The following is a 22,757-nucleotide window of genomic DNA, read 5'->3' on the forward strand; positions in this document are numbered from 1 at the left end:
CGGACATCATGCCGCCCGTCGCCCCGGGTAGTGGTCGAGCGGCCGCTGGCCGGTCAGCGCGCCGATGGCGGCCATCAGCTCGTCGGTGGCGGCACGCACGTCGCCACGGCGTACGTCGACCGGCTCGCCGATGGCGACCGCGACCCGGCCGCGGCGCCACCGGCGGCGGCCGGGCCCTCGCGGCGGGTCGACCTCCTCGGTGCCGAGCAGGCCGACCGGCACCACCACGGCGTCGGGCACCGCCCGCGCCACGCGGACCACGCCGGTGTGCCCCCGGTGCAGCCGCCCGTCCGGGGAGCGGGTGCCCTCCGGGTAGATCGCCCAGACGCCACCGCTCCGCAGCAGCGTCTCCGCGGCGCGCAGGGACGCGCCCGCGCGCTCGCCCCCGTCACGGTCGACGGGGATCTGTCCGGTCACCGAGCACAGCCACCGCTCGAGCCGCCCCCGGACCCCGGTGCCGTGGTAGTACTCCGCCTTGGCGAGGAAGCGGGGCTGCCGCGGGAGCACCAGGGAGAGGACGAGCGAGTCGATCTCGGCGCGGTGGTTGGCCGCGACGACCACCGGCCCGTCGGCCGGGAGCCGGTCGAGGCCGGTCACCCGGGGCCGGGTGTACCACCGGACCCAGGGCCCCAGCAGCACCCGTCGCAACAGCCAGAACCACATCGCCGCCTCCTTCCAATCCTGCGCGTAGACAATGTCTACTCGCAGTGTGCCGCGCAGAGATAGACAATGTCTAGGTGAACAGCCGCGACCGCCTCGTCACCACCGGGACCGAGCTGCTCGAGGCGCACGGCCTGGACGGCATCTCGCTGCGCTCGATCGCGTGCGCCGCCGGCGTCTCCCACGGGGCTCCGCGCCGCTACTTCCCGACGTACCGGGCCCTGCTGGCGGCGATCGCCCGCAGCGGGCTGGAGGACCTCGACGCCACGATCGGGCCCGCGCTCGCGGCCGGCGACGTCCGGCGCGCGGCGCGCGCGTACGTCGCGTTCGCGCGGGAGCGCCCCGAGATGTTCACCCTGCTCGGCCGGCACGACCTGCTCGAGGGGGCCGGCGGGAGCCTGCGCGAGATCACCGGCCGCTGGTTCGCCGACCTCTGCACCGCCCTGACCCGGTCGACTGGCCGCCGAGCGACGCCCGCGCAGTGCCTGGCCCTGTGGTCGGGCGTGCACGGCCTGGCCGCCCTGGCCAGCCGGCGCGCGACCGAGCCCCTCACCCCGCGCCCGGTGGACCCGCTCCGCGCGCTCGACGTTCTCCTGGACTGGGCGACATAACGCGAACTGGGACGAAGAAACTCACGCTTGGACGATGATCCTTCTTCGTCCAAGCGTGAGTTTCACCGGCCGGCCGGTGAAACTCGCGCCGGCCACAAACCGCGAACCCCCGGCTCACCGAGCCGGGGGTTCGCGTTACGTCGAGCTGGGATCAGGCCTCGTCGAGGGCCTTGGCGACGCGGCGGTGCGCCTCCCAGATCTCCTCGGGCAGGCCGTCGAACTGCGCGAGGTGCTTCTCGCGGTGGCCCATCTCCTGCTGCCAGCGCTCGATGTCGATGGTGAGGACCCGGTCGAGGTCGGCAAGGGTCTGCTCGTCGCAGCCGTCGAGGTTGAGCTCCTCGCGGGCCGGGATGACGCCGACCGGGGTCTGCACGCCCTGGACCTCGCCGTTCTGGAACTGCATCAGCCACACCAGCGGGCGCAGGTTCTCGCGGTAGCCGGGCCACAGGAAGCGGCCGTCCTCGCCGCGCTGGAACCAGTTGACGTGCGCGAAGACCGGCTTCTTCTCCGCCCGGCCGATGACCTCGAGCCAGTGCGCGGCGTAGTCGGCCTCGCTGTACGACATGAACGGGCGCATCGACATCGGGTCGTAGCGCAGGACGCCCTCGAGGCCGTCGGCGGCCGCGGTCGCCTCGGCGCCCAGGGTGAGGCCGTCGTACACACCCTCGGCGATGTCGGTGATCGCGCGGATCAGCGGCTCGCGGTCACGGGTGCGGCCACCGAAGATGATGCCGTGGATCTCGACGCCCTGCGGGTCCTCGAAGTCCTTGGCCACGTTCGGGACGTTCGCCAGCGTGGTGGTGAAGCGGCTGTTCGGGTGCGCCCACGGGTCGTCGGCGTGCTCGGGGTCCCGGTCGGCGATGACGTCGCCCTTCCAGTCCTCCCAGCCGTCGAGGTCGGTGGGCTTCTCGCCCTTGCCCTCCCACCAGACCTCCTGGGTCTTCGGGTTGTAGGCGACGTTGGTGAAGATGGCGCCGGTGCCGTCGACGATCGACTCGATCGCGGTCGGGTTGGTCTTCTCGTTGGTGTCCTTCGCGACACCGAAGACGCCGTTCTCCGGGTTCATCCCGTAGAGCTTGCCGTCCTCGCCGACCCAGATCCACGCGATGTCGTCGCCGTAGAACTCGACGTAGTAGCGGTCGCCGAGGGCATCGGGGGCCAGCGTCATCGCGAGGTTCGTCTTGCCCGAGGCCGACGGGAAGCCACCGCAGATGTTGTACTTCTTGCCGGTCTGCTTGTCGGTGATGCCGAGGAGCATGAACTGCTCGACGAGGAAGCCGTTCTTCCAGCCGTCGTACGAGCCCTGGCGCAGGCCGTGGGCGATCTTTCCGAGCAGCGCGTTGCCGCCGTACGACGAGCCGAAGTGCAGGATCGTGCGCTCGTCGGCGACGGTCACGAAGTAGCGCTTGTCGTCGGGCGTGCCCTGGCCGAGGTTCTCCAGGTCGCCGGTGACGTGCACGGCCTTGACGAAGGAGTCGCCGAGGTCGTTGATGTACTCCACGCCGACCCGCGCCATGCGGATCATCTGGAGCACCACGTTGCGGTTGTCGGTGAGCTCCACACCGGCGGCGAACTTCTCCACCGGCGAGCCCTTGGGCGACATGAGATAGGGGATGACGTACATCGTCTTGCCCGCGGACGCGCCGGTCATCAGCTCGACGAGCTTCGGCTTCATCTCCGCGGCGGGCTTCCAGTTGTTGTAGATGCCCTTGTCGCGCTCGTCGGAGGTCGCGACGATGGTGCGCTCCTCGGCGCGCGCGGTGTCCTTGTAGTAGGACCGCGAGTAGTAGCGGCCCTCGCCGGCGGGGAGCAGCTCGCCCGCGTCCAGTGCCTCCTGGATCAGGCGCGCGTCGTCGGCCGCGGACACGACCTCGATGCGCTCTGCCCCCGTGATGTTGGCCCAGTGTGCGACGTACTCACGGACGTGGGGGTTGGTGAGACCCGCCTCGTCGAGCGTCCGCTCCACATCAACCATGTGCTTCGCCAGCCTTTCGGTCCAAGTCAGCAGTGTGGGAACGCTACCCCACAGCCCACCCGGGTTTTCCCGGGGTTCGAATCGTGTGATCTGTGGACACCGTCGTCCGCGTGACAGTCACCATGACACCCGTTGCGCGTTGACGCACATCGACGCGGTTTGGATCGTTCAACCGGCGATTCGGGCCGGCCGCGCCGCTGGGGACCCGGTTGGGACGCGGCCGCGCGGGTAGGAGGGCGGCCGTGAGCCTGCCACCTCCGCCGCCGGCGCCCCCGTCCGGGTGGGGGCCGCCGGGCCCTCCCTCGCCGTACGGCGCTCCTCCGCCGCGCGGCCGGGCCACCACCGTCGCGTTGATGGTCGGCGGGGCGGCGCTCGCCCTGCTCGTGCTCGTGGGCGTCGGCATGGGCGCCTTCCTCCTCGCCGGCGGCGCCGACGACGACGAGGGGGCGACCCGGGCGACCGACCCGCCCTCGACGACCGGGCCCTCGAGCGGCTCACCGACCGGCTCACCGACCGGCTCACCCAGCTCGGGGCCGTCGACGCCGTACACCCCGAGCGACGACACCGCCGACGACATCCACAACGACGTCCGGGTGGCCGAGCTCCCGGGCGACTGGAACTTCCGGCTCGGCACCGTGGAGCACCATGCCACCCTCGTGCGCTCGGTCGACCACGCCGGCTGCGCCCCCGTCGAGTCCGGCAGCGCGCTGAGCGCACAGCGCTGCGAGTACGCCGCCCAGTGGGTCTTCGACGCGCTCGGCGGCAAGGTGCGCCTCAGCCACCTCTTCTTGGTCTTCGACACCGAGCGCCACGCCAAGGCGGCCCAGGGCGCGCTCGAGGAGAAGGACCTCGACCTCCCCGCGGGCAGCATCCACGCGCCGTTCGTCCAGGGCACGTGGAGCTCCCGCGTCTACGGCAACATCGTGGCCGTCACGGTCGGCACCTCGCGCACGGCAGTGCCGGAGAAGAAGCTCTCCTCGCTGGTCAACCACCTCGGCGCGGACTTCACCTCGGCCCTGCGCTTCCGGTTCTGAACGTCGCGGCGACATTTTTACCTCAACCTGCTGACAAGCCGGCGCGGCTCTGGCATGCTGCTCTCGCCGCCGCAGGTGACCCGAGACGCCTGCGGCGGCTTCCAGTTTTTCCGGGGACCGAGCTCTCCGGGCCCGAGCGCGTCAGTCCCGGTATGCCGGCGCCCGGCGGCTCGGCATCGGCTCGGCGCTGGCCAGGAGCGGCAGCACACGCGGCGGGACCAGCACGGAGAGGACCATCACGCTCGTCGAGCGCACGACCGACGACGACTGGTCGATCCGGACCAGGGTCGCCTGCAGCTCGGGATGGGAGCGGGTCGCCACCCGGCACAGTACGTCGAACGAGCCGGTCGTGACATAGGCCTCGAGGACCTGCGGGATCGCCTCCAGGTCCCGCGCCACCTCGTCCAGCGCCCCCTGAGCGATCTCGAGCGTGACATAGGCCTGGACCTCGAACCCGGCCGCCGCGACGTCGAGGGTCGGGTCCCAGTCGGCGATCACCCCGGCCTCGGTCATCCGGCGCAGCCGGCTCTGCACCGTCGCCCGGGCGACCTTCGTACGACGCGACAGCTCCAGGTCGCCGGCGCGCGGGTGCTCGGTGAGCGCGGTCAGCAGTGCGAGGTCGACCTGGTCCAGCGTAAGCACAGGTCCAGACTAGTCAGGTTGTCCATCAACGACGCGGTCGAGGCGTCAGGACTTGCCTCCTTGACTACTTGGAGATGGACAGGTTGTGGGGTCGTCGACGACCCTGCTGTGCTCCTCGCATGTCCCTCCAGGAGACCCTGACCAGCGAGGAGCGGCTCGCCGAGCTCGACCTCGACACGCTCAAGCAGCTCGTCGGCCTCGTCGAGTACGACGACCGCGAGGACCCGTTCCCGGTGACCGGCTGGGACGCCGCCGTGTGGGCGGTCGGCAACGCCGCGCAGTCGGCCCACTTCTTCATCTCCGCCTTCGGCATGGAGCTGGTGGCCTACTCGGGTCCGGAGACCGGCAACCGCGACCACGCCGCGTACGTCCTCAAGAGCGGGGCGGTGCGCTTCGTCATCAAGGGCGGCGTCGACCCGCGCAGTCCGCTGCTCGACCACCACCGCAAGCACGGCGACGGCATCGTCGACATCGCTCTCGAGGTGCCCGACGTCGACAAGTGCATCGAGCACGCCCGCTCCGTCGGCGCCACGGTGCTCGAGGAGCCGCACGACCTGAGCGACGAGCACGGCACGGTGCGGGTCGGTGCGATCGCGACGTACGGCGACACCCGCCACACGCTCGTCGACCGCAGCCGGTACGACGGTCCCTACCTTCCCGGCTATGTCGCCCGCAGCTCGACCTTCGTCAAGCGCGAGGGCGCGCCGCGGCGGCTGTTCCAGGCGCTCGACCACATCGTCGGCAACGTCGAGCTCGGCAGGATGGACGACTGGGTGGAGTTCTACCGCAAGGTCATGGGCTTCACGAACATGGCCGAGTTCATCGGCGACGACATCGCCACCGACTACTCGGCGCTGATGTCGAAGGTGGTGGCGAACGGCAACCACCGGGTGAAGTTCCCCCTCAACGAGCCGGCGATCGCCAAGAAGAAGTCGCAGATCGACGAGTACCTCGAGTTCTACGACGGCCCGGGCGCCCAGCACCTCGCCCTGGCGACCAACGACATCCTGCGCACGGTCGACGCGCTGCGTGCCGAGGGGATCGAGTTCCTGGCGACGCCGGCCTCGTACTACGAGGACCCCGAGCTGCGCGCGCGGATCGGCGAGGTCCGGGTGCCGGTCGAGGAGCTGCAGAAGCGCGGGATCCTCGTCGACCGCGACGAGGACGGCTACCTGCTGCAGATCTTCACCAAGCCACTGGGCGACCGGCCCACGGTGTTCTTCGAGTTCATCGAGCGGCACGGCTCGCTGGGCTTCGGCAAGGGCAACTTCAAGGCGCTGTTCGAGGCGATCGAGCGCGAGCAGGAACGACGGGGGAACTTCTGATGACCACCACCGGCACCCGCGACGGCGGCATGCTCGACCTGCTGGGCCGCTTCGAGGCCAAGCCGCCGGAGATCGTCTTCGAGTGGCACGACGCCGAGACCGAGGCGAAGGGCTGGGCGGTCATCAACTCGCTGCGCGGCGGTGCGGCCGGCGGCGGCACCCGGATGCGCGCCGGTCTGGACCGCAGCGAGGTGGAGGCCCTCGCGAAGACGATGGAGGTCAAGTTCACCGTCTCCGGGCCGGCGATCGGCGGGGCCAAGTCGGGCATCGACTTCGACCCGACCGACCCGCGCCGGGAGGGCGTCCTGGCCCGCTGGTTCAAGGCGGTGACGCCGCTGCTCAAGACCTACTACGGCACCGGCGGCGACCTCAACGTCGACGAGCTGCACGACGTCATCCCGCTCACCGAGCGCTACGGCCTGTGGCACCCGCAGGAGGGCATCGTCAACGGCCACTTCGCCGCCGACGAGCGCGAGCTCGTGCAGCGCGTGGGCATGCTGCGGCTCGGCGTCTCCAAGGTCGTCGAGGACCCGCGCTACACACCGGACCGGGAGCGCAAGTACACCGTCGCCGACCTCGTGACCGGATGGGGCGTCGCCGAGTCGGTGGTGCACTACTACGCGACGTACGGCGCCGACCAGGGTCAGCGTCTCGAGGGCAAGCGCGTGATCGTCCAGGGCTGGGGCAATGTCGGGTCCGCGGCGGCGTACTACCTGGCGCAGGCGGGCGCCCGTGTCGTCGGCATCATCGACCGCGACGGCGGGCTGATGCGACCCGACGGCCTCAGCGCCGACGAGGTCCGTGCGCTGTTCCTGGCCAAGGAGGGCAACACCCTGCGCGCGGAGGACCTGGTGCCCTTCGCCGAGCTCGACGACGCCATCTGGGACATGGGCGCGGAGATCTTCCTGCCCTGCGCCGCCTCGCGGCTGGTCACCGTGGAGCACGTCAAGCGGCTCGTGTCCGGCGGCCTCGAGGTGATCTCCGCCGGGGCCAACGTCCCGTTCGCGGACCCGGAGATCTTCTACGGTCCGACCTACGAGTTCGCCGACCAGCACGTGGCGGTCATCCCGGACTTCATCGCCAACTGCGGCATGGCCCGGACCTTCACGCTGCTCATGGAGGGCATCCCCGAGGTCTCCGACGACGCCGTGTTCGGCGACGTCTCCCGGACCATCCGCAGCGCGCTCGAGAAGTGCCACGCGCGCTCGCCGTACCCGACCTCGGTGGCGGCCACCGCCTTCGAGATCGCTCTCGACCAGCTCGTCTGAGCTCGTCGGCTGGGGTCCGGGCGCGGGCCTCAGCCGAAGAGCGCCCGCGCGCCGTCGATCGCGACGCCGCGCTCGGTCTCGACCCGGAACGAGCCGTCGTCCCACACGGGGACCCGCACGCGCTCACCGGGGAAGACCGGGCTGCTGAAGCGACCTTCGACCAGGCTCAGGTCGGCCGGCGAGGCGCCCCGCGCGGACGCCGCCGCGAGCACGGCGGCGGACAGGGTGGCGAGGCCGTGCAGGATCGGCCGGGGCTGGCCGATCCGCGCAGCGGCGTCGGGGTCGATGTGGATGTGATGGCGGTCCCCCGTGAGCCGGTAGAGCGCCGCGGCGTTGGCCGCGATGTCCATTGCGACCGTGGCCGCCGGGTCGCCCTCGGGGCCTGCCGTCCGGCCGGGTCCGCGCTGGCCGCCGAAGCCGCCGCGGCCCGGGGCGAAGATCGACCACGTCGCACGCACGTACGGGCACTCGACGACGACCTCGAAGACGGCGGCGGCGCCCTTGTCCCAGACCTCGCCGACCCGTGCGGCCAGAACGGTCGACCCCGCCGCGGGGAGCGGCGCGAGCACCTCGAGCCGCTGTGAGCCGTGCAGGGCCGTGCCGACGTCGAAGGCGCCGGCGGAGCCCAGCACGTCCGGCGCCCACTGGGCCAGCGTCAGCGCGAAGGTCGGCAGCACCCGCAGGTCGCGCTCGAAGACCAGCTCGAGCTGGTCGGGGCGAGCGCCGACGGCGAGGGCGAACAGGATCGCGTCGCGTTCGTCCCAGCCGACCTCGCGCTCGCCGAGAGACCGTCCGGCCCAGGCTGAGGCGTCGTTCGTCGTCGGCAGATCCGGGTCCGTTCGCGTCGTCACCCTGCTACCGTACCAAGCAAACGCTAGGTTTGTACGCCGACCACCGGGAGCACCATGACCGACCACATCGACCGCTCCGAGCCCGTCGTGACGTACGACGTCCGCGAGGGCGTCGCATACGTGACCCTCAACCGGCCGGAGTACGCCAACGCCCAGAACTCGCAGGTCACCTATGCGCTCGACCGTGCCTTCACCGACGCGGTGAACGACGACGCGGTCAAGGTGATCGTGCTCGGCGGCAACGGCCCGCACTTCTGCGGCGGCCACGACATCGGGACACCCGGGCGCGACATCGACCGCTCCTTCGAGCGCCGCGCCGTGATCTGGTGGGACCACGTCGGGGCGGAGGGCGTCGACGCCCGCTTCGCCCGGGAGTCCGAGGTCTATCTCGGCATGTGCCGGCGGTGGCGCGAGATCCCGAAGCCGCTCATCGCGAAGGTGCAGGGCGCCTGCGTCGCCGGCGGGCTGATGCTCGCCTGGGTGTGCGACTTCATCATCGCCGCCGACGACGCGTTCTTCCAGGATCCCGTGGTCAAGATGGGCATCCCCGGTGTCGAGTACTTCGCGCATCCATGGGTGACGAACCCCCGCGCCGCCAAGGAGCTGCTGTTCACCGCCGGCCGCTTCGACGCCCACCGCGCCCGCGAGCTCGGCATGGTCAACCACGTGGTCCCGCGCCCCGAGCTCGACGCCGCCGTCGACGCGATGGCTCGGCGGATCGCGGCGATGCCCCGTCTCGGCCTCGCGCTGGCCAAGAAGGCGGTCAACCAGGCCGAGGACCTGATGGGCCAGCGCGCCGGCATGGACTCCGTCTTCGGCCTCCACCACGCGGCGCACGCCCACAACGCGGAGGTCACCGTCGACTCCCTCGCCGGCCTGGACGCCGCCGCGATGGCCGCGTCCAACAAGCGCGACGCGGGCGAGGAGTAGGGCGGCGCGCGGGTGCGGCGGGCCGGCGGCACGTGTAACTAACTGTTCTTGCCGCTCCCTGACCCGTAGACGGGTGCGGTAGTAGCAAGAACAGTTAGTTACAGCTGAGGTCGAGCTGCCCCGCACCCACCCCGCTCCCGGAGCGCAGCCGCGGCAGGAGGTTCAGCCGACCTGGACGAAGAGCCCCCGCGCCTCGACCGTCGCGACGCCGCCGCACCACAGAGCGCCGGCGGTCTCGACCTTGCGGCCGCGCCGCGCGACGATCTCGCCGGTGATCCGCAGCGGCGCGTCGAGGGCGGTCGCCGCGCGGTAGTCGAGGGTCAGCGAGGCGGTGACGGCCCGGATGCCGTGGTGCTGCACCAGGCTGGAGAGCACCACGTCGAGCAGCAGGGCGCCGACCCCGCCGTGCAGCTTGTGGGGCGGACCGGCGTACACCGCCCCCAGTCCCTCGGGGATCTCCGCGCTCGCCCGTCCGTCCTCGAAGACCATCGTCAGGCCGGGGAGAGCGGGGTTGTCGAGGTGCCAGCCGTAGTGAGTGGCGCCGACTGCCTCGTCGTACGGCGTGCGCGGGATGTCGTCGAGCCGACGCTCCCCCAGGGCGGTGCTCAGCGCGCGCACGGATGCCGCGGCTCGCTCCATCACCGGATCAGCGACATCGGTCAGCGCCATGGCCGCGACGAGCTGCCGCACCGCTCGGGCGAGCTCGCGCCGTGGCGTCACGGCGCCCTCCGCTCGGCACGCAGCTCGTGCAGCGGCCTGCTCACGGAGGCGTCGGTGCTGACCCGGCTCCGTCCCTCCTCCTCGGCGGCCAGCGGCGTCACCTCGCGCAGGGTCGCGAGGCTGCGCCGCGCCAGCTGCTGGTAGACCTCCGGCCCGTTGGACTTCCAGGCGAGCTGGTCCGCGTCGAGCTCGCGTACGACGCGCGCCGGGCTGCCGAGCACGAGGGAGCGCGGCGGCGCGACGAAGCCCGCCCGCACCACGCTGCCGGCGCCGACCAGGGATTCGGTGCCGATGAGGGCGCCGTCCATGACGACGGCGCCCATCCCGACCAGCACCCGCGGCTCCAGCACGCAGCCGTGCAGGATCGCACCGTGACCCACGTGGCTGCCCTCGCCGAGGACGCAGTCGGCTCCGGGGTAGACGTGCACCGTGCAGGAGTCCTGGACGTTGGAGCCCCGCTCCACCCGGATCCTGCCGAAGTCGGCGCGCAGGCTCGCCGAGGGACCGATGTAGCAGTCCGGCCCGATGATCACGTCGCCGATCACGTCGGCGGACGGGTGCACGTAGCTCGTCGGGTCGCAGACCGGGACGACTCCGTCGATCTCGTAGAAGGGCACCGGCTCAGGCCTTCATGCCGCCGTCGACCACGAAGTCCTGGGCCGTGCAGTAGCTGGCGGCGTCGCTGAGCAAGAAGGCGACCATCGCGCTGATCTCCTCCGGTCGTCCCGCCCGGGGGATGGGCAGGCTCCCGACGACGCCGCCTCCCTGGCGCGAGGCGTCGGAGAGCATCGCGGTGTCGGCGGCCCCGGGAAGGACGCAGTTGACCCGGATGCCCTGCGCCCCGAGGTCGAGCGCCGCGGCGCGGCTCATCCCTCGCAGCGCGAACTTGGAGGCGCCGTACGCGCTGGATCCGGGCCACGCGCCGAGGCCCGCGACGGAGGCGATGTTGACGATCGCACTGCCCCGCGGCATGTGCGGTGCGAGCGCCTGCATGCCGTGCACGGCTCCCATGACGTTGACCTGGAAGTGGCCCTCGAACAGAGCGGGGGAGGTCTCGAGGAAGGAGGCGTACTCACACCTTCCGGCGTTGTTGACGAGCCCGTCGACCCGGCCGTAGCGCTCGACGACGTGCGCTGCGAGCCGGGCCCAGGCGTCTGCCGAGGTCACGTCGAGCGCCGCGGCAGCGTGCTCCTCACCGAGCTCCGCGGCGATCCGGCACACCTCGGTGTCGTCGAGGTCGGTCAGCACGACCGTGGCTCCGGCTCGGGCGAGGGTGCGGGCGTGCGCCTCGCCGAGGCCGCGACCGGCCCCGGTGACCACGACCACCCTGTCCGTGAGGTCGACGAGCGGGCGGGCGGCGATGTCGGTCATCGGTTCTCCTCGTGCTTCCTTTGATAACAAGCGCTTGCTAGGTTAACGGCGTGACGTCGATCCACCATGTAGGCATCACGGTCAGCGACCTGGAGCGGTCCCTCGCCTTCTACGCCGACCTGCTCGGCGGCGAGACCCTCGGTCCGTACGAGCGCAGCGGCCCCCGCGTCGACGCGGTCACGGGCTACCCGGGCATCGTCGTCCGCCAGGCGTTCGTACGCGCCCGCGACGCCGGCACCCTGGTCGAGCTGCTGCAGTACGTCGGCGGCTCGGACGTGGTGCTCGAACCGGACAACGGCCACGTCGGGGCCGCGCATGTCGCCGTGACGGTCGCCGACCTCGACGCGACGCTGGCACGGCTCCGTTCCCAGGGCGTCACCGCGCTGTCGGAGCCGATCGTGTCGAGCGCGCCGATGGCCGGTCACCGCGTCGTCTACGTGCTCGACCCCGACCGGGTCCGGGTCGAGCTGGTGGAGCCGCCGGCTCACGACTGAGGCCCCGCCGTGCCCGACAGGCGCACGAGCTCCTCGGGCGTCAGGACCAGGGACGCCGCGCGGACGGAGTCGAGGACCGACTCCGGGCGGCTCGCACCGGGAAGGGGCACGATCGACGGCGAGCGGGCGAGCTGCCAGGCCAGCGCCACCTGCTGCGGACTGACGCCGCGCTCCTCGGCCACCTCGGCGAAGGCGCCGGCCGCGACGCCCAGCGCCTTGGCCTCCCGCATGCCGCCCAGCGGACCCCACGACAGGAAGGCGAGTCCGAGCTCGGCGCACAGGTCGATCTCGGGCTCCGCGGCGCGCCTCATCGGGGAGTACTCGTTCTGCACCGACACCAGCGCGTCGCCGAGGATCGACGCGGCCAGCCGGATCTGGCCGACGTCGGCGTTCGAGATGCCGACCCGGGCCGCGATCCCCTCCTCCACCAGGGCGCCCAACGCCTCGATCGACTCGCGATAGGGGCGGCGCGGGTCGGGCCGGTGGTGCTGGTAGAGGGGGATCGCGTCGAGACCGAGCCGCTCGCGGGAGGCCAGGGCGGCGGCCCGCAGGTGGTCGCGGCTGCCGTCGATCCACCAGGTGAGCCCGTCGCGGGTGTGACCGCCCTTGGTCGCCACGACGACGTCGTCGAGCGGGCCGCCCCACGACCGCAGCGCCGCCATCAGCGCTCGCTCGTTGACTCCGTAGCCCCCGGGGGTGTCGAAGCCGGTGGGCCCGTAGACGTCGGCGGTGTCGAACAGGGTGATGCCCGCGTCGAGGGCAGCGTGCACCGCACGGAGGCCGCGCTCGGGGTCGCTGTCGGGCGTCTGCGTGAGGGTCATCGCGCCGAAGCCGATCGCCGAGACCTCCCGGTCGCCGAGACGGCGCGTCGGGATGCTCACTTGCCGACCGCCGTCCACCCGCCGTCCACGGGCAGGCAGACACCCGTGACGAACGAGGCGTCGAGCAGCAGGTGCACGATCTCGCGCGCCATCTCCTCCGGCGTGCAGAGGCGGCCCAGCGGTGTGCGCGCCTCGACCGGCCCGACGTCGTACCCGTGGTCGACCATGTCCCGCACCATCGGCGTGAGCGTGTGCCCCGGAGCGACGGCGTTGACACGGATGCCCAGCCGGGCCCACTCCACCGCGAGGTTCTCGGTCAGCTGGCGGACGGCCGCCTTTGCGACGCCGTAGTCGGACTGGTGGGACCAGCCGCGGTACGCCGTCGTCGAGGCGAGTGTCACCACGGAGGCACCGTCGGTGTCACCGAGCTCGACCAGGCGGCGGGTGAGCGCCGAGGCCACGAGCAGGGTGCCGACGACGTGCACGTCGAGCACCCGGCGGACGCCGGCGACGTCGAGGTCGAGGGCTGGGACGAAGGCGCCGCGGATCCCGTGGCTGGCCACGAGGTGGCGGACCGCCCCGCCGCGCGCCTCGGCCTCGCTCAGTGCCGTCGCGACAGCGTCGGCATCCGTCACGTCGAGCAGGTCGTGGCCGACGTCGGCGCGAGCCGGAGGCTCCAGGTCCCAGACCGTCACCGGGTGGCCGCGCTCGCGGAGCCGGTCGACCACCGCGGCTCCGATCCCGCTCGAGCCCCCCGTCACCGCCACGTGCCCTGCCATCGCCACTCCTTGACCAAGCGTTTGCTTGTCGCGATGCAACCATCGGGCGCGTCGGGCCGCAAGCGCAGTCCCTCCCAGTGGCACCGGCGGAGCGCGCGGGGTACAGTCGCTCCCAAGCAAGCGCTAGGTATGGAGGATGTGGTGGCGGACAAGACCATGGCGCTGTCCGACGTGGCGAGTCACGTGCGGTCGGGCATGACCATCGGCATCGGCGGCTGGGGGTCGCGGCGCAAGCCGATGGCCCTGGTGCGCGAGCTGCTGCGCAGTGACGCGACGGACCTCACCGTCGTCACCTTCGGCGGTCCGGACGTCGGCCTGTTGTGTGCTGCCGGCAAGGTCAAGCGCCTGGTCTACGGGTTCGTCTCACTCGACAGCATCCCTCTCGACCCCCATTTCCGCGCCGCTCGGGAGGCCGGCGCCGTGGCGACCACCGAGTACGACGAGGGCATGTTCGTCGCGGCCCTGCGGGCGGGCGCCAGCCGGCTGAGCTTCCTGCCCACCCGTGCCGGCCTGGCCTCGGACGTCCTGACCATGAACCCGGAGCTCAGGACGGTCGCATCGCCGTACGACGACGAGGTCTACGTCGCCGTGCCGGGCGTGCGGATGGACCTCGCCCTGATCCACCTCAACCGCGGCGACGCGGCCGGCAACGGCCAGTATCTCGGCCCGGACCCGTACTTCGACGACCTCTATGCGATGGCCGCCGACCGCTGCATCATGAGCGTCGAGCGGATCGTGCCGACCGCGGAGCTCACCGCGCAGGCACCGGCGCAGTCACTGCTCGTCAGCCGGATGTTCGTCTCCGGCGTCGTCGAGGCGCCGCGGGGTGCGCACTTCACCAGCTGCGAGCCGGACTACGGGCGCGACGAGGACTTCCAGAGGGAGTACGCCGAGGCGGCCCGCGATCCCGAGGCCTGGGCGGCCTTCGAGCAGCGCTATCTCGAGGAGGACGGCCGATGAGCGCCACCGACTCCCCCATCGGCGCCGAGGTCACCCGCGCGGAGGTGTGCGTGGTCGCCTGCGCCGAGGCCTGGCGCGGGTCCGGCGAGGTCCTGGCCCACGCCGTGGGCATCGTGCCCACCATCGGCGCGCGGCTGGCGAAGCTCACCTTCGAGCCCGACCTGGTGCTCACCGACGGCGACTGCTTCTTGATGAGCGAGCCGCCACCGCTGGGCCGCAACGCCTCCGCCGGCGGCACGATCGAGTCCTGGGCGCCCTTCCGGAGGGTCTTCGACATCCTCGCCACCGGCCGCCGACACAGCATGATGGGCGCCAGCCAGCTCGACCGCTTCGGCAACCAGAACATCTCCTCCATCGGCGACTGGCGCCGCCCCACCCGCCAGCTCATCGGCGTCCGCGGTGCGCCCGGCAACACGGTCAACCACCGCACCGACTACTGGGTGAGCAGGCACAGCGCCCGTGTCTTCGTGGAGTCGGTCGACGTCGTGTCCGGGGTGGGCAACGACCGCGCCCGCGCCCACGAGGGCAGCGCGCTGCGCTTCCACGACCTCGGCGTCGTGGTCACCGACCTGGCGGTGCTGGACTACGACGACGCGGGTCGGCTCAAGGTCCGCTCCCTGCACCCGGGCGTGACGCCCGAGGAGCTCGCCGCGAGCACCGGGTTCGCGATCGACGTCAGCGGCGCGGGCACGACCCGCCTGCCCACCGAGCCCGAGCTCGAGCTGATCCGCACGGTCCTCGACCCGTCGGGACTGCGCGACAAGGAGGTCCGGCGCTGAACGGCGACCCGTCGGCCCGCACGCGCCTGGCCGGCTCAGGCGAGCAGGCCGCCGTGCAGCATCTCGAGATACTGGTCGGCCACCGTGCGGTGCTGGAGCCGGCCGCGCGGGTTGTACCAGCGCACGGTGGACCAGATCGCGTCACGGATGAAGCGGTAGGTCAGTCCGGGGTCGAGGTCCGGGCGGAAGTCGCCGGCCTTGGCACCGGCCTTGAGGACGCCCAGCCAGACCTTCTCGACGTCCAGGCTGGCCTTGGTGACGAACGCGAACTCCGGCGTGGAGGTCAGCAGGGCGGACTCGTTCTGGTAGAGCGCCACGGCGTAGGGCACCTTGTGGATGGTCTCGAAGGAGTTGTAGACCAGGCCGTCGAGCGCGGCCCGGGCGCTCTCCTCGGCCTGGGCGATCGCGCGGATCTCGCTCAGCAGGTTGCCCATGAACTCCCCGAGGATCTCGGTGAGCATGGCCTCCTTGGAGTCGAAGTGGTGGTAGAGACTGCCCGAGAGGATGCCCGCCTCGTCGGCGATGTCACGCACGGTGGTCTGCGAGTAGCCGCGGGTCGCGAACATCTCCGCCGCGATCGCCAGCAGCTGGGCCCTGCGCGTCGAGCCCGCGCCGTTGCCTCGCCGACGGGCGCCCCGCGCCGTAGCCTCGTTGTTGCTCGCCATGACCTGATCCTTTCCCACGTGCGGCACCGAGCCGCAGCCCCCCTCCGCACGCTCGTTCCGCGAGCGCCGGCCAGGGCTACAGTACCTAACAAGCACTTGCTCACGAGGAGTCTCGTCTGATGGCAGCACGGACCATTCCCGCCCTCCTGGCCCACGGGGCGGCGACGCACGGGGACCACCCGGCGATCGTCGACGGGAGCAGCACCATCACCTATGCCGGCCTGCGTGAGCTCGTGGTCGCCGCGGCACGCTCGTACCGGGCGCTCGGCGTCGAGCCCGGCGACCGGGTCGCCATCTGGGCGCCCAACCGCGCGGAGTTCATCGTCGCCCTGCTGGGAGCGCAGTACGTCGGCGCCTCGGTCGTCCCGCTCAACACCCGCTACCGCGGCGCCGAGGCCCGCGTCGTGCTGGAGCGCTCACGCGCCGTCGTCCTCGTGCTCTCCGACGGCTTCCTGACGCAGGACTACTCGACGATGCTTCGGCAGGCCGGCGAGGGCGCGCCCGGACCCGCCGTACCCGGACTGCCGCACCTGCGCACGCTCGTCGACATGAGCTCGGCCGGACGGCCGGGGACGCTGCCCTGGGGCGAGTTCCTCGCCCTCGGCGAGCGGGTGCCGGCCGCCGACGTGGAGAGGCTCGCGGCAGAGGTCACCCCCGACACGGTGTGCGACATCCTCTTCACCTCCGGCACGACGGGCATCCCCAAGGGCGTGATGAGCACGCACGCGCAGACGATCGGCGTCGCCGACGTGTGGGCCGACGGGGCGTCGCTCTCCCCCGCCGACCGGTACGCCATCGTCAACCCCTTCTTCCACGGGTTCGGCTACAAGGCGGGCGTGCTGGCCGCCCTGACCGCCGGCACGACGATCTACCCGGTCCTCACCTTCGACCCGGTGGCGCTCATGCAGCTCGTGCAGGACGCACGGATCACGGTGCTCCCGGGCGCCCCCACGATCTTCATCACGCTCATCAACCACCCGCGCCGCACCGAGTTCGACCTGTCCTCCCTGCGCTTCTCGATCGCAGGCGCCGCATCGGTCCCCGAGACGCTCTTCGAGCAGATGCGCGACGTCCTCGGCTTCGAGACGGTCTACCAGGCCTACGGGCTCACCGAGTGCGTCGTCGCGACGACGTCGCGGCACGGGGAGGACCCGCGGCACATCGCGGAGACCACCGGACCCCCGGTGCCGGGCATCGAGGCCAGGATCGTCGGCGAGGACGGCGAGGACGTGCCGGTCGGCACCGACGGGGAGATCTGGCTGCGCGGCGCGAACGTCATGCTCGGCTACTTCGAGGACCCCGAGGCCACCGCGCAGGCGATCGACGCCGACGGCTGGTTCCACACCGGTGACATCGGGCGGCTCGACGAGCACGGCTGCGTGAAGATCACCGACCGGATCAAGGACATGTTCATCGTCGGCGGCTTCAACGTCTATCCGGCCGAGGTCGAGAACGTGCTGGCCACCCACCCGGCGGTGATGGAGAGCGCGGTGATCGGCGTACCGGACGACCGGATGGGCTCGGTCGGGGCCGCGCACGTCGTCCTGCGACCCGGCTCGTCGGCCACCCCCGACGAGCTCATCGCCTGGGTGCGCGAGCGGCTCGCCAACTTCAAGGTGCCTCGCGATGTCGTGCTCGAGGAGTCGCTGCCCCGCAACGCCAGCGGCAAGGTGCTGAAGACCGACCTCCGGCGCGGCTGAGACCTGGTCCGTCCGCGGCAGCACGCCTGGGCATCTCCCTGTTCTCGCAACCAAGCAAGTGCTAGGTTGACTTCATGGCGACCGACGAACGCGTCGCGGACGGCGGGCCGGGTCCCGCGCTCCATGCGACGACCTTCCGGCTGGGCTACGCCGACACGGATCCCGCCGGGATCCTCTACTACGGCGCATGGTTTCCCTGGATGGAGCGCATGCAGAGCGAGTGGTTCTGGCTCAACGACCTGCGCCAGGACCAGCTCCAGCAGCGCCACGGCTTCTGGACGGTGACGGCGCACACGGCGTGCGACTACCTGGAGGCCGTCGGCCTCTTCGACGAGATCAGGATCGAGCTGCGGCTCGGCACGGTCGGGCGGCGCTCGTTCGAGATGCGGCACCGGATGGTCCGCACCGCCGACGAGCGGGTGGTCGCCCGCGCCCGGATCCGGATCGTCGCCGTCTCCCCCGAGCTCGGCTCCGTCGAGATCCCTCCGCTCCTGCGCCAGCACCTCGACGCCTGGTCACGCGGCGCCCGACTCACTCCCACGGAGGCCGCCCGATGAGCGACTACGGCATCACCCTCGTCACCGGCGCGACCGGCGGCCTCGGCGCGGCGATCTGCCGCCGGCTGGCGGCGGACGGCGCCCGCCTGCTCCTGCTGCACCGCCGTACGCCCCCCGACGCGCTCGTCGAGGAGCTCGGAGCGGGCGTCCTCGCCACACGGCCCTGCGAGCTGGCCGACGGCGACGCCGTCCGCGCGGCGGTCGCCGACCTCGAGTCCGAGCACGGCCGGGTGCGGACGGTGGTCCACGCCGCCGGGCCCCATGTCCCGATGGTCCACCTCTCCCGCGTCTCTCCCCAGCAGCTCGCCGGTCAGCTCGAGCAGGACGTGCTCGCCTTCTTCAGCCTCGCCCATGCCGTCCTGCCGTCGCTCCGGGAGACGGGCGGCTCACTGACGTGCGTCACCACCGCGGCCACCGCTCGCTTCCCCGTGCGCGACGGCCTCTCCTCGGGGCCCAAGGCCGCGGTGGAGGCGCTCGCGCGGGGCCTGGCCGCCGAGGAGGGCCGCTATGGCGTGCGGGTCAACTGCGTCGGCCCCGGGATGCTGACCGACGGGATGGCGGAGCGGCTGATCGCCAGTGGCGACCTCGACGACCGCGCACTCGACGTCGCCCGCGCCAACATCCCGCTCCGCCGCTTCGGCACGGCGGCTGACATCGCGGAGGCGGTCGCCTTCCTCGCGAGCGACCGGGCCGGGTTCATCACCGGCCAGAAGCTCGACGTCGACGGCGGCTACGGAGTCTGAGGAGGACAGCAGATGACCGGAGACACCACCTGGGGGTTCACCGAGGGCGAGGCCGTGATCGTCACGGGCGCCGGCAGCGGCATCGGCCGGGCAGTCGCCCTCGGCGCGCTCGGCGCCGGACTGCGGGTCAGCGCCTGGGACCTCCAGCCGGCCGGCCTCGAGGAGCTCGCCGCGCAGGTGCCGGCGGACCGCCGCGAGCGCCTGCACACCGCCGTCTGCGACGTGGCCGACGCCGACGCTCGTGCGGCCGCTCTGGCCGACACGGGCCGCGCGACCGGCGGCGTCCCGCGCTATCTCGTCAACAACGCCGGGCCGTCCTCGCAGGTCCCGCTCGCCTTCGACGAGGCGGTGCGGATCAGTGTCGGAAGCATCCGCGGGCTCACCCAGGACTGGCTCGACGCCGGTCCCCCCTCGGAGGCGGCGATGGTCGCGACCGCCTCGGTCGCGGGCAACCTGGTCGGCACCGAGAGCGACTGGTACTCGGCGTCCAAGGCAGCCGTGGTCGGCTACGTCCGGCACCTGGCGGCCCACCACGCGGACCGCCTGCGCGCCAACGCGATCGGCCCCGGCATGACCGACACCCCCCGGCTCGCCGGCTTCGCCGAGTCGGAGATGGGCCACCGCATCCTCGCGCGGGTGCCGCTGGGGCGGATGGGCCGGCCGGAGGAGATGGCCTGGCCGATCCTGTTCCTGCTCTCGCCCCGCGCGTCCTACGTCAACGGCACCTTCCTGCCCGTCGACGGAGGCTGGACCGTCACCCAGTAGCGTCCCTCACCGCTGCGCCTCGGTGGACAGGCGGGCCAGCAACGCCCGGACCCCCGCGCGCGAGAGCTTGCCGGTGGTGGTGTGCGGGAGCGCGTCCACCCAGACCAGGCTGTCCGGCACCTCGTAGCCCGCCAGGACGGCCCGGGCCTCGGCCAGCACCGCGGCGTCGTCGCGACCGGCCCCCTCGAGCTCGGCCCGCGGCACCACGACGCCCACCAGCCGGTGCCCGCGACGCTCGTCCGGTACGCCGACGACGGCCGCGCGGGCGACCTGCGCCGAGCGCTCCAGGGCCAGCTCGACGCGCGCCGGGTCGACGTTGAAGCCCGACACCACGAGCTGGTCGTCGACCCGACCGGTCACGCACAGGCTCCCGTCCGGATGGAGGTGCCCCTCGTCGCCCGTGGCCAGCCAGCCGTCCCGGTCCGTCGGTACGGCGACGTGGTAGCCGCGGGTCAGCACCCTTCCCCGCTCGCCGGTCGGAGCGGGACGGCCCAGGGCGTCCGTCACGAGCACCTCGACACCCGGCACCACGGTCATCGGCCCGTGCACACCGTCGGGGGTCCGCCCGATGTCCGGGCAGATCGCGACCGTGCCGCACGTCTGGGTGAGGCCGTAGCCCGCGGACACCCGGGGGATGCCTGCCTCCGCCGCGAGCGGGAGCAGCGCCCCCGGCCGGATCTCGGTCGCGCCGGTCATGAACAGGCGCACCTGGGGGCCGAGGTCACCGCCGGCGCGGACCGAGGCGACGAGGTCGTGCAGGAGCGCGGGCGGCCCCGCCACGATCGTCGCGGCGGACTCGCGGACGACGCCGGCCAGGGCGCGGTGGTCGCGGTCCGGCACCAGGCGCAGCGACGCCCCCGTGAGCAGTGCGATCACCAGCAGCCCGTTGAACCCGAACGAGTGCGCGAGCGGCACCACGCCCAGCAGCCGGTCCCGGTGGTCGACGTCGAGCATGCCCGCGACGTCGGCGTACAGCCGGAGCAGGACGCCGTGCTCCATCGCGACCGTGCTCCGGTGGCCCGCGGTCCCCGACGTCCCGAGCACCACCGCCGGGCCGCGGCGCGGCGCGGGCGGCGGAGGCGGAGCACTCCTGGCGCGGTCGTCCGCGGGCTCCCACACCGCCGCGAGGCGGAGCTCGCCGACGGCGGGCGCCTCGCTGACGACGACGCGGGCGCCGAGCCGCTCGGCGTACTCCCGTCGGGCGGGCGCCGGCTCCTCGGCTCCGAGCGGCGCGAGGGTCGCACCGAGCAGCTGCACACCACCGGCCACCACGACCCAGGCCGTCGTGTTCCGCGCCTGGAGGACGACGACGTCCCCCGGTCCGGCGCCGACGGCGCGCAGGCGCTCGGCTGCGGCGCCGGCGGCCTCCAGCAGCCCCTGCCAGGACAGCCGCACGGTCCCGTCGTCGACGGCCAGGTCGCGCGCGTGCACGCGGGCGCGTTCGTACCAGAGGTCGGCGAGGGTCGCGGGCACGTGTCCCACCCTGCCGGTGACTCGTTGGTAGGTCACGCGCCATATCAGTCCGTGGCCCACCAAGCGCTCGATCGGTTCGTTTATGCCTAGTCGACATAGTTCGATCCGTCATGAAAGCGCTAGGATGGAGAGGTGCCGCGTCCGGGAACCGACCTGCCGTCGGATGACCAGCTGCCCTCGCTCCCACCGACGGGCTGGGCGGTCCTGGGCCTGCTCTCCTTCGGCGAGGAGCTCTCGGGCTACGACCTGAAGCGCTGGGCCGACTGGAGCCTGCGCTTCTTCTACTGGGCACCGTCGTTCTCCCAGATCTACAGCGAGCTGCGCCGGCTGGAGAGTCTCGGGCTCGCCAGCTCGCGGATCGAGACCCGCGACGACGTCCGCGGCAAGCGCATGTACCGGATCAGCGACGCCGGCCGGGCCGCCCTGGGCGCCTGGGCCGCCGACGACCACGTCGACCCGGTCGTGCTCAAGCACGGCGTGATGATGCGCCTGTGGCTCGGCCACCTCTCGGACCCCGAGCGGCTGCGGGAGGTGCTGACGGAGCACCGCGACCAGTCGGAGCGGATGCGGGTGCGCGCCGAGGCCGACCGCGAGGGTGCGCGCGCCGAGCCGGGCTGGGCCTTCCCCGAGCTCGTGCTGCGCTGGTCCGAGCGCTACTACGCCGACGAGCGCGACCGCGCCGACCTGATGCTGGCCGAGCTCGACGAGGCGGCCCGGACGTGGAGTACCTCGGCGGCGGCCGCGGAGCGGCGCACGCCCGAGGAGCTGCGGCAGCACCGCGCATGAGCGAGCGACCGACCCGCCTGGGGGTGCTCGAGCGGGCGACCCTGATCCTCGACGCCTTCGCCGACGCACCCGGCCCGCTCGGGCTCGACGACATCGCCGAGATCACCGAGCTCCCACGGACGACGGTCTTCCGGCTGCTCACGACGCTGCGCGACCTCGGCTGGGTGCACCACGACCGGCGCGGCTACGCCCCCGGCCGGCGGCTCAGCGCCCCGACCCCGGACGCCGAGCATCTCGACCTCCGCGCCGCCGCCTCGGTCACGCTCAACGACCTGCAGCTGGCCACCGACGCCGTCGTGCACCTCTCGGTGCTGGACGGGCCGGTCGTGCACTATCTCGACAAGGTGGGCGGCGCCCGCGCCACCACCATCCCCTCGCGGGTCGGCGGCCGGATCATCGCCACCGACTCGGTCAGCGGGCTCGCCATGCTCGCAGTTCTCGCGCCCGAGCAGGTCGACACCCTCGTCGGCCGTCCGGACCGCACCGCGGACGGCCTCGCGCCCCTGCACCACGAGCTCGCCGCCGTGCGCCGCCGCAAGGGGATCGCGATCCTCGACGGGCTCCCCGGCACCGGCATCACGTCGATGGCGACGGCCGTCCCGGGCCCGCGGGGCCACCGGCCGCTGGCCGCGATCTCGGTCGCCCGCCGGGGCCACCTGCCCCTGCCCGTCGTCGGCCCCCTCCTGCTCGCCGCCGCCCGGACCACCAGCCGCACCCTCTACCCGCAGTGGGTGCCGCCCCAGCGAGGTGCGGTCCTCCGGCTGGCCTGACCGATGCCGCGCATCTGCCCCGCACCCCAGCGGGGAGCGCGCCGGGCCGCGGCACGAGCGGTCCGTCCGGGCGTCGCA

At 72.5% G+C, this 22,757-nt stretch carries 25 protein-coding genes; 14 read left to right on the forward strand and 11 right to left on the reverse strand.

Annotated elements, in window-relative coordinates:
- Positions 1-6: 6 nt before the first annotated feature.
- Complete coding sequence (locus ACJ5H2_RS19785) at positions 7-663, reverse strand: lysophospholipid acyltransferase family protein (RefSeq protein WP_408897150.1); 657 nt, start codon at positions 661-663, stop codon at positions 7-9.
- 74 nt (positions 664-737) lie between these two features.
- Between ACJ5H2_RS19785 and ACJ5H2_RS19790 the strand changes: the two genes are divergently transcribed.
- The gene (locus tag ACJ5H2_RS19790; protein WP_408897151.1) at positions 738-1,271 is read left to right on the forward strand and encodes a TetR/AcrR family transcriptional regulator; all 534 of its coding nucleotides are present in this window, start codon (positions 738-740) and stop codon (positions 1,269-1,271) included.
- 151 nt (positions 1,272-1,422) lie between these two features.
- Here the strand turns inward: ACJ5H2_RS19790 and ACJ5H2_RS19795 are convergent, their stop codons facing one another.
- Positions 1,423-3,246 (reverse strand): phosphoenolpyruvate carboxykinase (GTP), encoded by a 1,824-nt coding sequence (locus ACJ5H2_RS19795; protein WP_408897152.1) that lies wholly within the window; start codon positions 3,244-3,246, stop codon positions 1,423-1,425.
- Between the two features lie 242 nt (positions 3,247-3,488).
- Here ACJ5H2_RS19795 and ACJ5H2_RS19800 point away from each other — a divergent pair, with 242 nt between their 5' ends.
- Positions 3,489-4,280 (forward strand): hypothetical protein, encoded by a 792-nt coding sequence (locus tag ACJ5H2_RS19800; protein ID WP_408897153.1) that lies wholly within the window; start codon positions 3,489-3,491, stop codon positions 4,278-4,280.
- Between the two features lie 141 nt (positions 4,281-4,421).
- Here the strand turns inward: ACJ5H2_RS19800 and ACJ5H2_RS19805 are convergent, their stop codons facing one another.
- Entirely contained in the window at positions 4,422-4,922 is a 501-nt protein-coding gene (locus ACJ5H2_RS19805) for an Lrp/AsnC family transcriptional regulator (RefSeq protein ID WP_408897154.1), read from the reverse strand.
- A gap of 119 nt (positions 4,923-5,041) precedes the next feature.
- On the opposite strand from ACJ5H2_RS19805, the gene hppD reads away from it, so the two are divergent.
- Together hppD and ACJ5H2_RS19815 are read left to right on the forward strand one after the other, a co-directional pair.
- Positions 5,042-6,247 carry a 4-hydroxyphenylpyruvate dioxygenase gene (gene hppD / locus ACJ5H2_RS19810; RefSeq protein ID WP_408897155.1) on the forward strand — a complete coding sequence of 402 codons (1,206 nt, stop codon included), beginning with the start codon at positions 5,042-5,044 and terminating at the stop codon, positions 6,245-6,247.
- Positions 6,247-7,515: a Glu/Leu/Phe/Val dehydrogenase dimerization domain-containing protein gene (locus tag ACJ5H2_RS19815; RefSeq protein WP_408897156.1), complete on the forward strand. Its 1,269-nt coding sequence runs from the start codon at positions 6,247-6,249 to the stop codon at positions 7,513-7,515. The genes hppD and ACJ5H2_RS19815 overlap by 1 nt, the downstream gene beginning before the upstream one ends.
- Before the next feature lie 29 nt (positions 7,516-7,544).
- Here ACJ5H2_RS19815 and ACJ5H2_RS19820 read toward each other — a convergent pair whose 3' ends face one another.
- Entirely contained in the window at positions 7,545-8,366 is an 822-nt protein-coding gene (locus tag ACJ5H2_RS19820; protein ID WP_408897157.1) for a MaoC/PaaZ C-terminal domain-containing protein, read from the reverse strand.
- 54 nt (positions 8,367-8,420) lie between these two features.
- On the opposite strand from ACJ5H2_RS19820, the gene ACJ5H2_RS19825 reads away from it, so the two are divergent.
- On the forward strand, positions 8,421-9,296 hold the full coding sequence (locus ACJ5H2_RS19825) for an enoyl-CoA hydratase (protein ID WP_408897158.1): 876 nt from the start codon (positions 8,421-8,423) through the stop codon (positions 9,294-9,296).
- A gap of 162 nt (positions 9,297-9,458) precedes the next feature.
- On the opposite strand, the gene ACJ5H2_RS19830 is transcribed toward ACJ5H2_RS19825, so the two are convergent.
- From ACJ5H2_RS19830 to ACJ5H2_RS19840, 3 genes are read right to left on the reverse strand one after another with little or no spacing between them, the layout of a single operon-like run.
- Positions 9,459-10,016, reverse strand: a complete 558-nt coding sequence (locus ACJ5H2_RS19830; RefSeq protein ID WP_408897159.1) for a hotdog domain-containing protein — start codon at positions 10,014-10,016, stop codon at positions 9,459-9,461.
- On the reverse strand, positions 10,013-10,633 hold the full coding sequence (locus ACJ5H2_RS19835; protein ID WP_408897160.1) for a gamma carbonic anhydrase family protein: 621 nt from the start codon (positions 10,631-10,633) through the stop codon (positions 10,013-10,015). The genes ACJ5H2_RS19830 and ACJ5H2_RS19835 overlap by 4 nt, the downstream gene beginning before the upstream one ends.
- Positions 10,634-10,637: 4 nt before the next feature.
- Positions 10,638-11,387, reverse strand: a complete 750-nt coding sequence (locus tag ACJ5H2_RS19840) for an SDR family NAD(P)-dependent oxidoreductase (protein ID WP_408897161.1) — start codon at positions 11,385-11,387, stop codon at positions 10,638-10,640.
- A 50-nt stretch (positions 11,388-11,437) separates the two neighbouring features.
- Here ACJ5H2_RS19840 and ACJ5H2_RS19845 point away from each other — a divergent pair, with 50 nt between their 5' ends.
- Complete coding sequence (locus ACJ5H2_RS19845) at positions 11,438-11,881, forward strand: VOC family protein (protein ID WP_408897162.1); 444 nt, start codon at positions 11,438-11,440, stop codon at positions 11,879-11,881.
- Here the strand turns inward: ACJ5H2_RS19845 and ACJ5H2_RS19850 are convergent.
- Positions 11,872-12,762, reverse strand: coding sequence for an aldo/keto reductase (locus ACJ5H2_RS19850; protein ID WP_408897163.1), 891 nt, complete (start codon positions 12,760-12,762; stop codon positions 11,872-11,874). The two genes, ACJ5H2_RS19845 and ACJ5H2_RS19850, sit on opposite strands and share 10 nt — an antisense overlap.
- The gene (locus ACJ5H2_RS19855; RefSeq protein WP_408897164.1) at positions 12,759-13,481 is read right to left on the reverse strand and encodes an SDR family NAD(P)-dependent oxidoreductase; all 723 of its coding nucleotides are present in this window, start codon (positions 13,479-13,481) and stop codon (positions 12,759-12,761) included. The genes ACJ5H2_RS19850 and ACJ5H2_RS19855 overlap by 4 nt, the downstream gene beginning before the upstream one ends.
- A 141-nt stretch (positions 13,482-13,622) precedes the next feature.
- Between ACJ5H2_RS19855 and ACJ5H2_RS19860 the strand changes: the two genes are divergently transcribed.
- Together ACJ5H2_RS19860 and ACJ5H2_RS19865 are read left to right on the forward strand one after the other, a co-directional pair.
- Entirely contained in the window at positions 13,623-14,441 is an 819-nt protein-coding gene (locus ACJ5H2_RS19860) for a CoA transferase subunit A (RefSeq protein WP_408897165.1), read from the forward strand.
- Positions 14,438-15,220, forward strand: coding sequence for a CoA-transferase subunit beta (locus ACJ5H2_RS19865; RefSeq protein ID WP_408897166.1), 783 nt, complete (start codon positions 14,438-14,440; stop codon positions 15,218-15,220). The genes ACJ5H2_RS19860 and ACJ5H2_RS19865 overlap by 4 nt, the downstream gene beginning before the upstream one ends.
- Before the next feature lie 35 nt (positions 15,221-15,255).
- On the opposite strand, the gene ACJ5H2_RS19870 is transcribed toward ACJ5H2_RS19865, so the two are convergent.
- Complete coding sequence (locus tag ACJ5H2_RS19870) at positions 15,256-15,885, reverse strand: TetR/AcrR family transcriptional regulator (protein WP_408897167.1); 630 nt, start codon at positions 15,883-15,885, stop codon at positions 15,256-15,258.
- 119 nt (positions 15,886-16,004) lie between these two features.
- Here ACJ5H2_RS19870 and ACJ5H2_RS19875 point away from each other — a divergent pair, with 119 nt between their 5' ends.
- The 4 genes from ACJ5H2_RS19875 to ACJ5H2_RS19890 all read left to right on the forward strand — a co-directional run bounded on the left by ACJ5H2_RS19875 (position 16,005) and on the right by ACJ5H2_RS19890 (position 19,650).
- On the forward strand, positions 16,005-17,585 hold the full coding sequence (locus tag ACJ5H2_RS19875; RefSeq protein ID WP_408897168.1) for a FadD3 family acyl-CoA ligase: 1,581 nt from the start codon (positions 16,005-16,007) through the stop codon (positions 17,583-17,585).
- A 74-nt stretch (positions 17,586-17,659) separates the two neighbouring features.
- Positions 17,660-18,142: an acyl-CoA thioesterase gene (locus ACJ5H2_RS19880; protein WP_408897169.1), complete on the forward strand. Its 483-nt coding sequence runs from the start codon at positions 17,660-17,662 to the stop codon at positions 18,140-18,142.
- Complete coding sequence (locus tag ACJ5H2_RS19885) at positions 18,139-18,885, forward strand: SDR family NAD(P)-dependent oxidoreductase (RefSeq protein ID WP_408897170.1); 747 nt, start codon at positions 18,139-18,141, stop codon at positions 18,883-18,885. Before ACJ5H2_RS19880 ends, ACJ5H2_RS19885 begins: the two co-directional genes overlap by 4 nt.
- A 12-nt stretch (positions 18,886-18,897) precedes the next feature.
- Entirely contained in the window at positions 18,898-19,650 is a 753-nt protein-coding gene (locus ACJ5H2_RS19890) for an SDR family NAD(P)-dependent oxidoreductase (protein ID WP_408897171.1), read from the forward strand.
- Positions 19,651-19,656: 6 nt separating this feature from the next.
- On the opposite strand, the gene ACJ5H2_RS19895 is transcribed toward ACJ5H2_RS19890, so the two are convergent.
- Positions 19,657-21,123, reverse strand: a complete 1,467-nt coding sequence (locus ACJ5H2_RS19895; protein ID WP_408897172.1) for a class I adenylate-forming enzyme family protein — start codon at positions 21,121-21,123, stop codon at positions 19,657-19,659.
- Between the two features lie 132 nt (positions 21,124-21,255).
- Here ACJ5H2_RS19895 and ACJ5H2_RS19900 point away from each other — a divergent pair, with 132 nt between their 5' ends.
- Both ACJ5H2_RS19900 and ACJ5H2_RS19905 read left to right on the forward strand, forming a co-directional pair.
- A complete protein-coding gene (locus tag ACJ5H2_RS19900; protein ID WP_408897173.1) occupies positions 21,256-21,909 on the forward strand; it encodes a helix-turn-helix transcriptional regulator in 654 nt (217 codons plus the stop codon).
- Positions 21,906-22,679, forward strand: coding sequence for an IclR family transcriptional regulator (locus ACJ5H2_RS19905; protein ID WP_408897174.1), 774 nt, complete (start codon positions 21,906-21,908; stop codon positions 22,677-22,679). The genes ACJ5H2_RS19900 and ACJ5H2_RS19905 overlap by 4 nt, the downstream gene beginning before the upstream one ends.
- Positions 22,680-22,757 lie beyond the last annotated feature (78 nt).

The sequence above is a fragment of the Nocardioides pymetrozini genome, from assembly GCF_046058985.1.
Lineage (GTDB): Bacteria > Actinomycetota > Actinomycetes > Propionibacteriales > Nocardioidaceae > Nocardioides.

What these genes read in the sequence shown, in the direction of transcription:
- ACJ5H2_RS19785 (WP_408897150.1), bottom strand. Translation starts at nt 663, where the DNA reads ATGTGGTTCTGGCTGTTGCGACGGGTGCTGCTGGGGCCCTGGGTCCGG.
- ACJ5H2_RS19795 (WP_408897152.1), bottom strand. Translation starts at nt 3,246, where the DNA reads ATGGTTGATGTGGAGCGGACGCTCGACGAGGCGGGTCTCACCAACCCC.
- hppD (WP_408897155.1), top strand. Translation starts at nt 5,042, where the DNA reads ATGTCCCTCCAGGAGACCCTGACCAGCGAGGAGCGGCTCGCCGAGCTC.
- ACJ5H2_RS19815 (WP_408897156.1), top strand. Translation starts at nt 6,247, where the DNA reads ATGACCACCACCGGCACCCGCGACGGCGGCATGCTCGACCTGCTGGGC.
- ACJ5H2_RS19825 (WP_408897158.1), top strand. Translation starts at nt 8,421, where the DNA reads ATGACCGACCACATCGACCGCTCCGAGCCCGTCGTGACGTACGACGTC.
- ACJ5H2_RS19840 (WP_408897161.1), bottom strand. Translation starts at nt 11,387, where the DNA reads ATGACCGACATCGCCGCCCGCCCGCTCGTCGACCTCACGGACAGGGTG.
- ACJ5H2_RS19855 (WP_408897164.1), bottom strand. Translation starts at nt 13,481, where the DNA reads ATGGCAGGGCACGTGGCGGTGACGGGGGGCTCGAGCGGGATCGGAGCC.
- ACJ5H2_RS19865 (WP_408897166.1), top strand. Translation starts at nt 14,438, where the DNA reads ATGAGCGCCACCGACTCCCCCATCGGCGCCGAGGTCACCCGCGCGGAG.
- ACJ5H2_RS19870 (WP_408897167.1), bottom strand. Translation starts at nt 15,885, where the DNA reads ATGGCGAGCAACAACGAGGCTACGGCGCGGGGCGCCCGTCGGCGAGGC.
- ACJ5H2_RS19875 (WP_408897168.1), top strand. Translation starts at nt 16,005, where the DNA reads ATGGCAGCACGGACCATTCCCGCCCTCCTGGCCCACGGGGCGGCGACG.
- ACJ5H2_RS19880 (WP_408897169.1), top strand. Translation starts at nt 17,660, where the DNA reads ATGGCGACCGACGAACGCGTCGCGGACGGCGGGCCGGGTCCCGCGCTC.
- ACJ5H2_RS19885 (WP_408897170.1), top strand. Translation starts at nt 18,139, where the DNA reads ATGAGCGACTACGGCATCACCCTCGTCACCGGCGCGACCGGCGGCCTC.
- ACJ5H2_RS19890 (WP_408897171.1), top strand. Translation starts at nt 18,898, where the DNA reads ATGACCGGAGACACCACCTGGGGGTTCACCGAGGGCGAGGCCGTGATC.
- ACJ5H2_RS19905 (WP_408897174.1), top strand. Translation starts at nt 21,906, where the DNA reads ATGAGCGAGCGACCGACCCGCCTGGGGGTGCTCGAGCGGGCGACCCTG.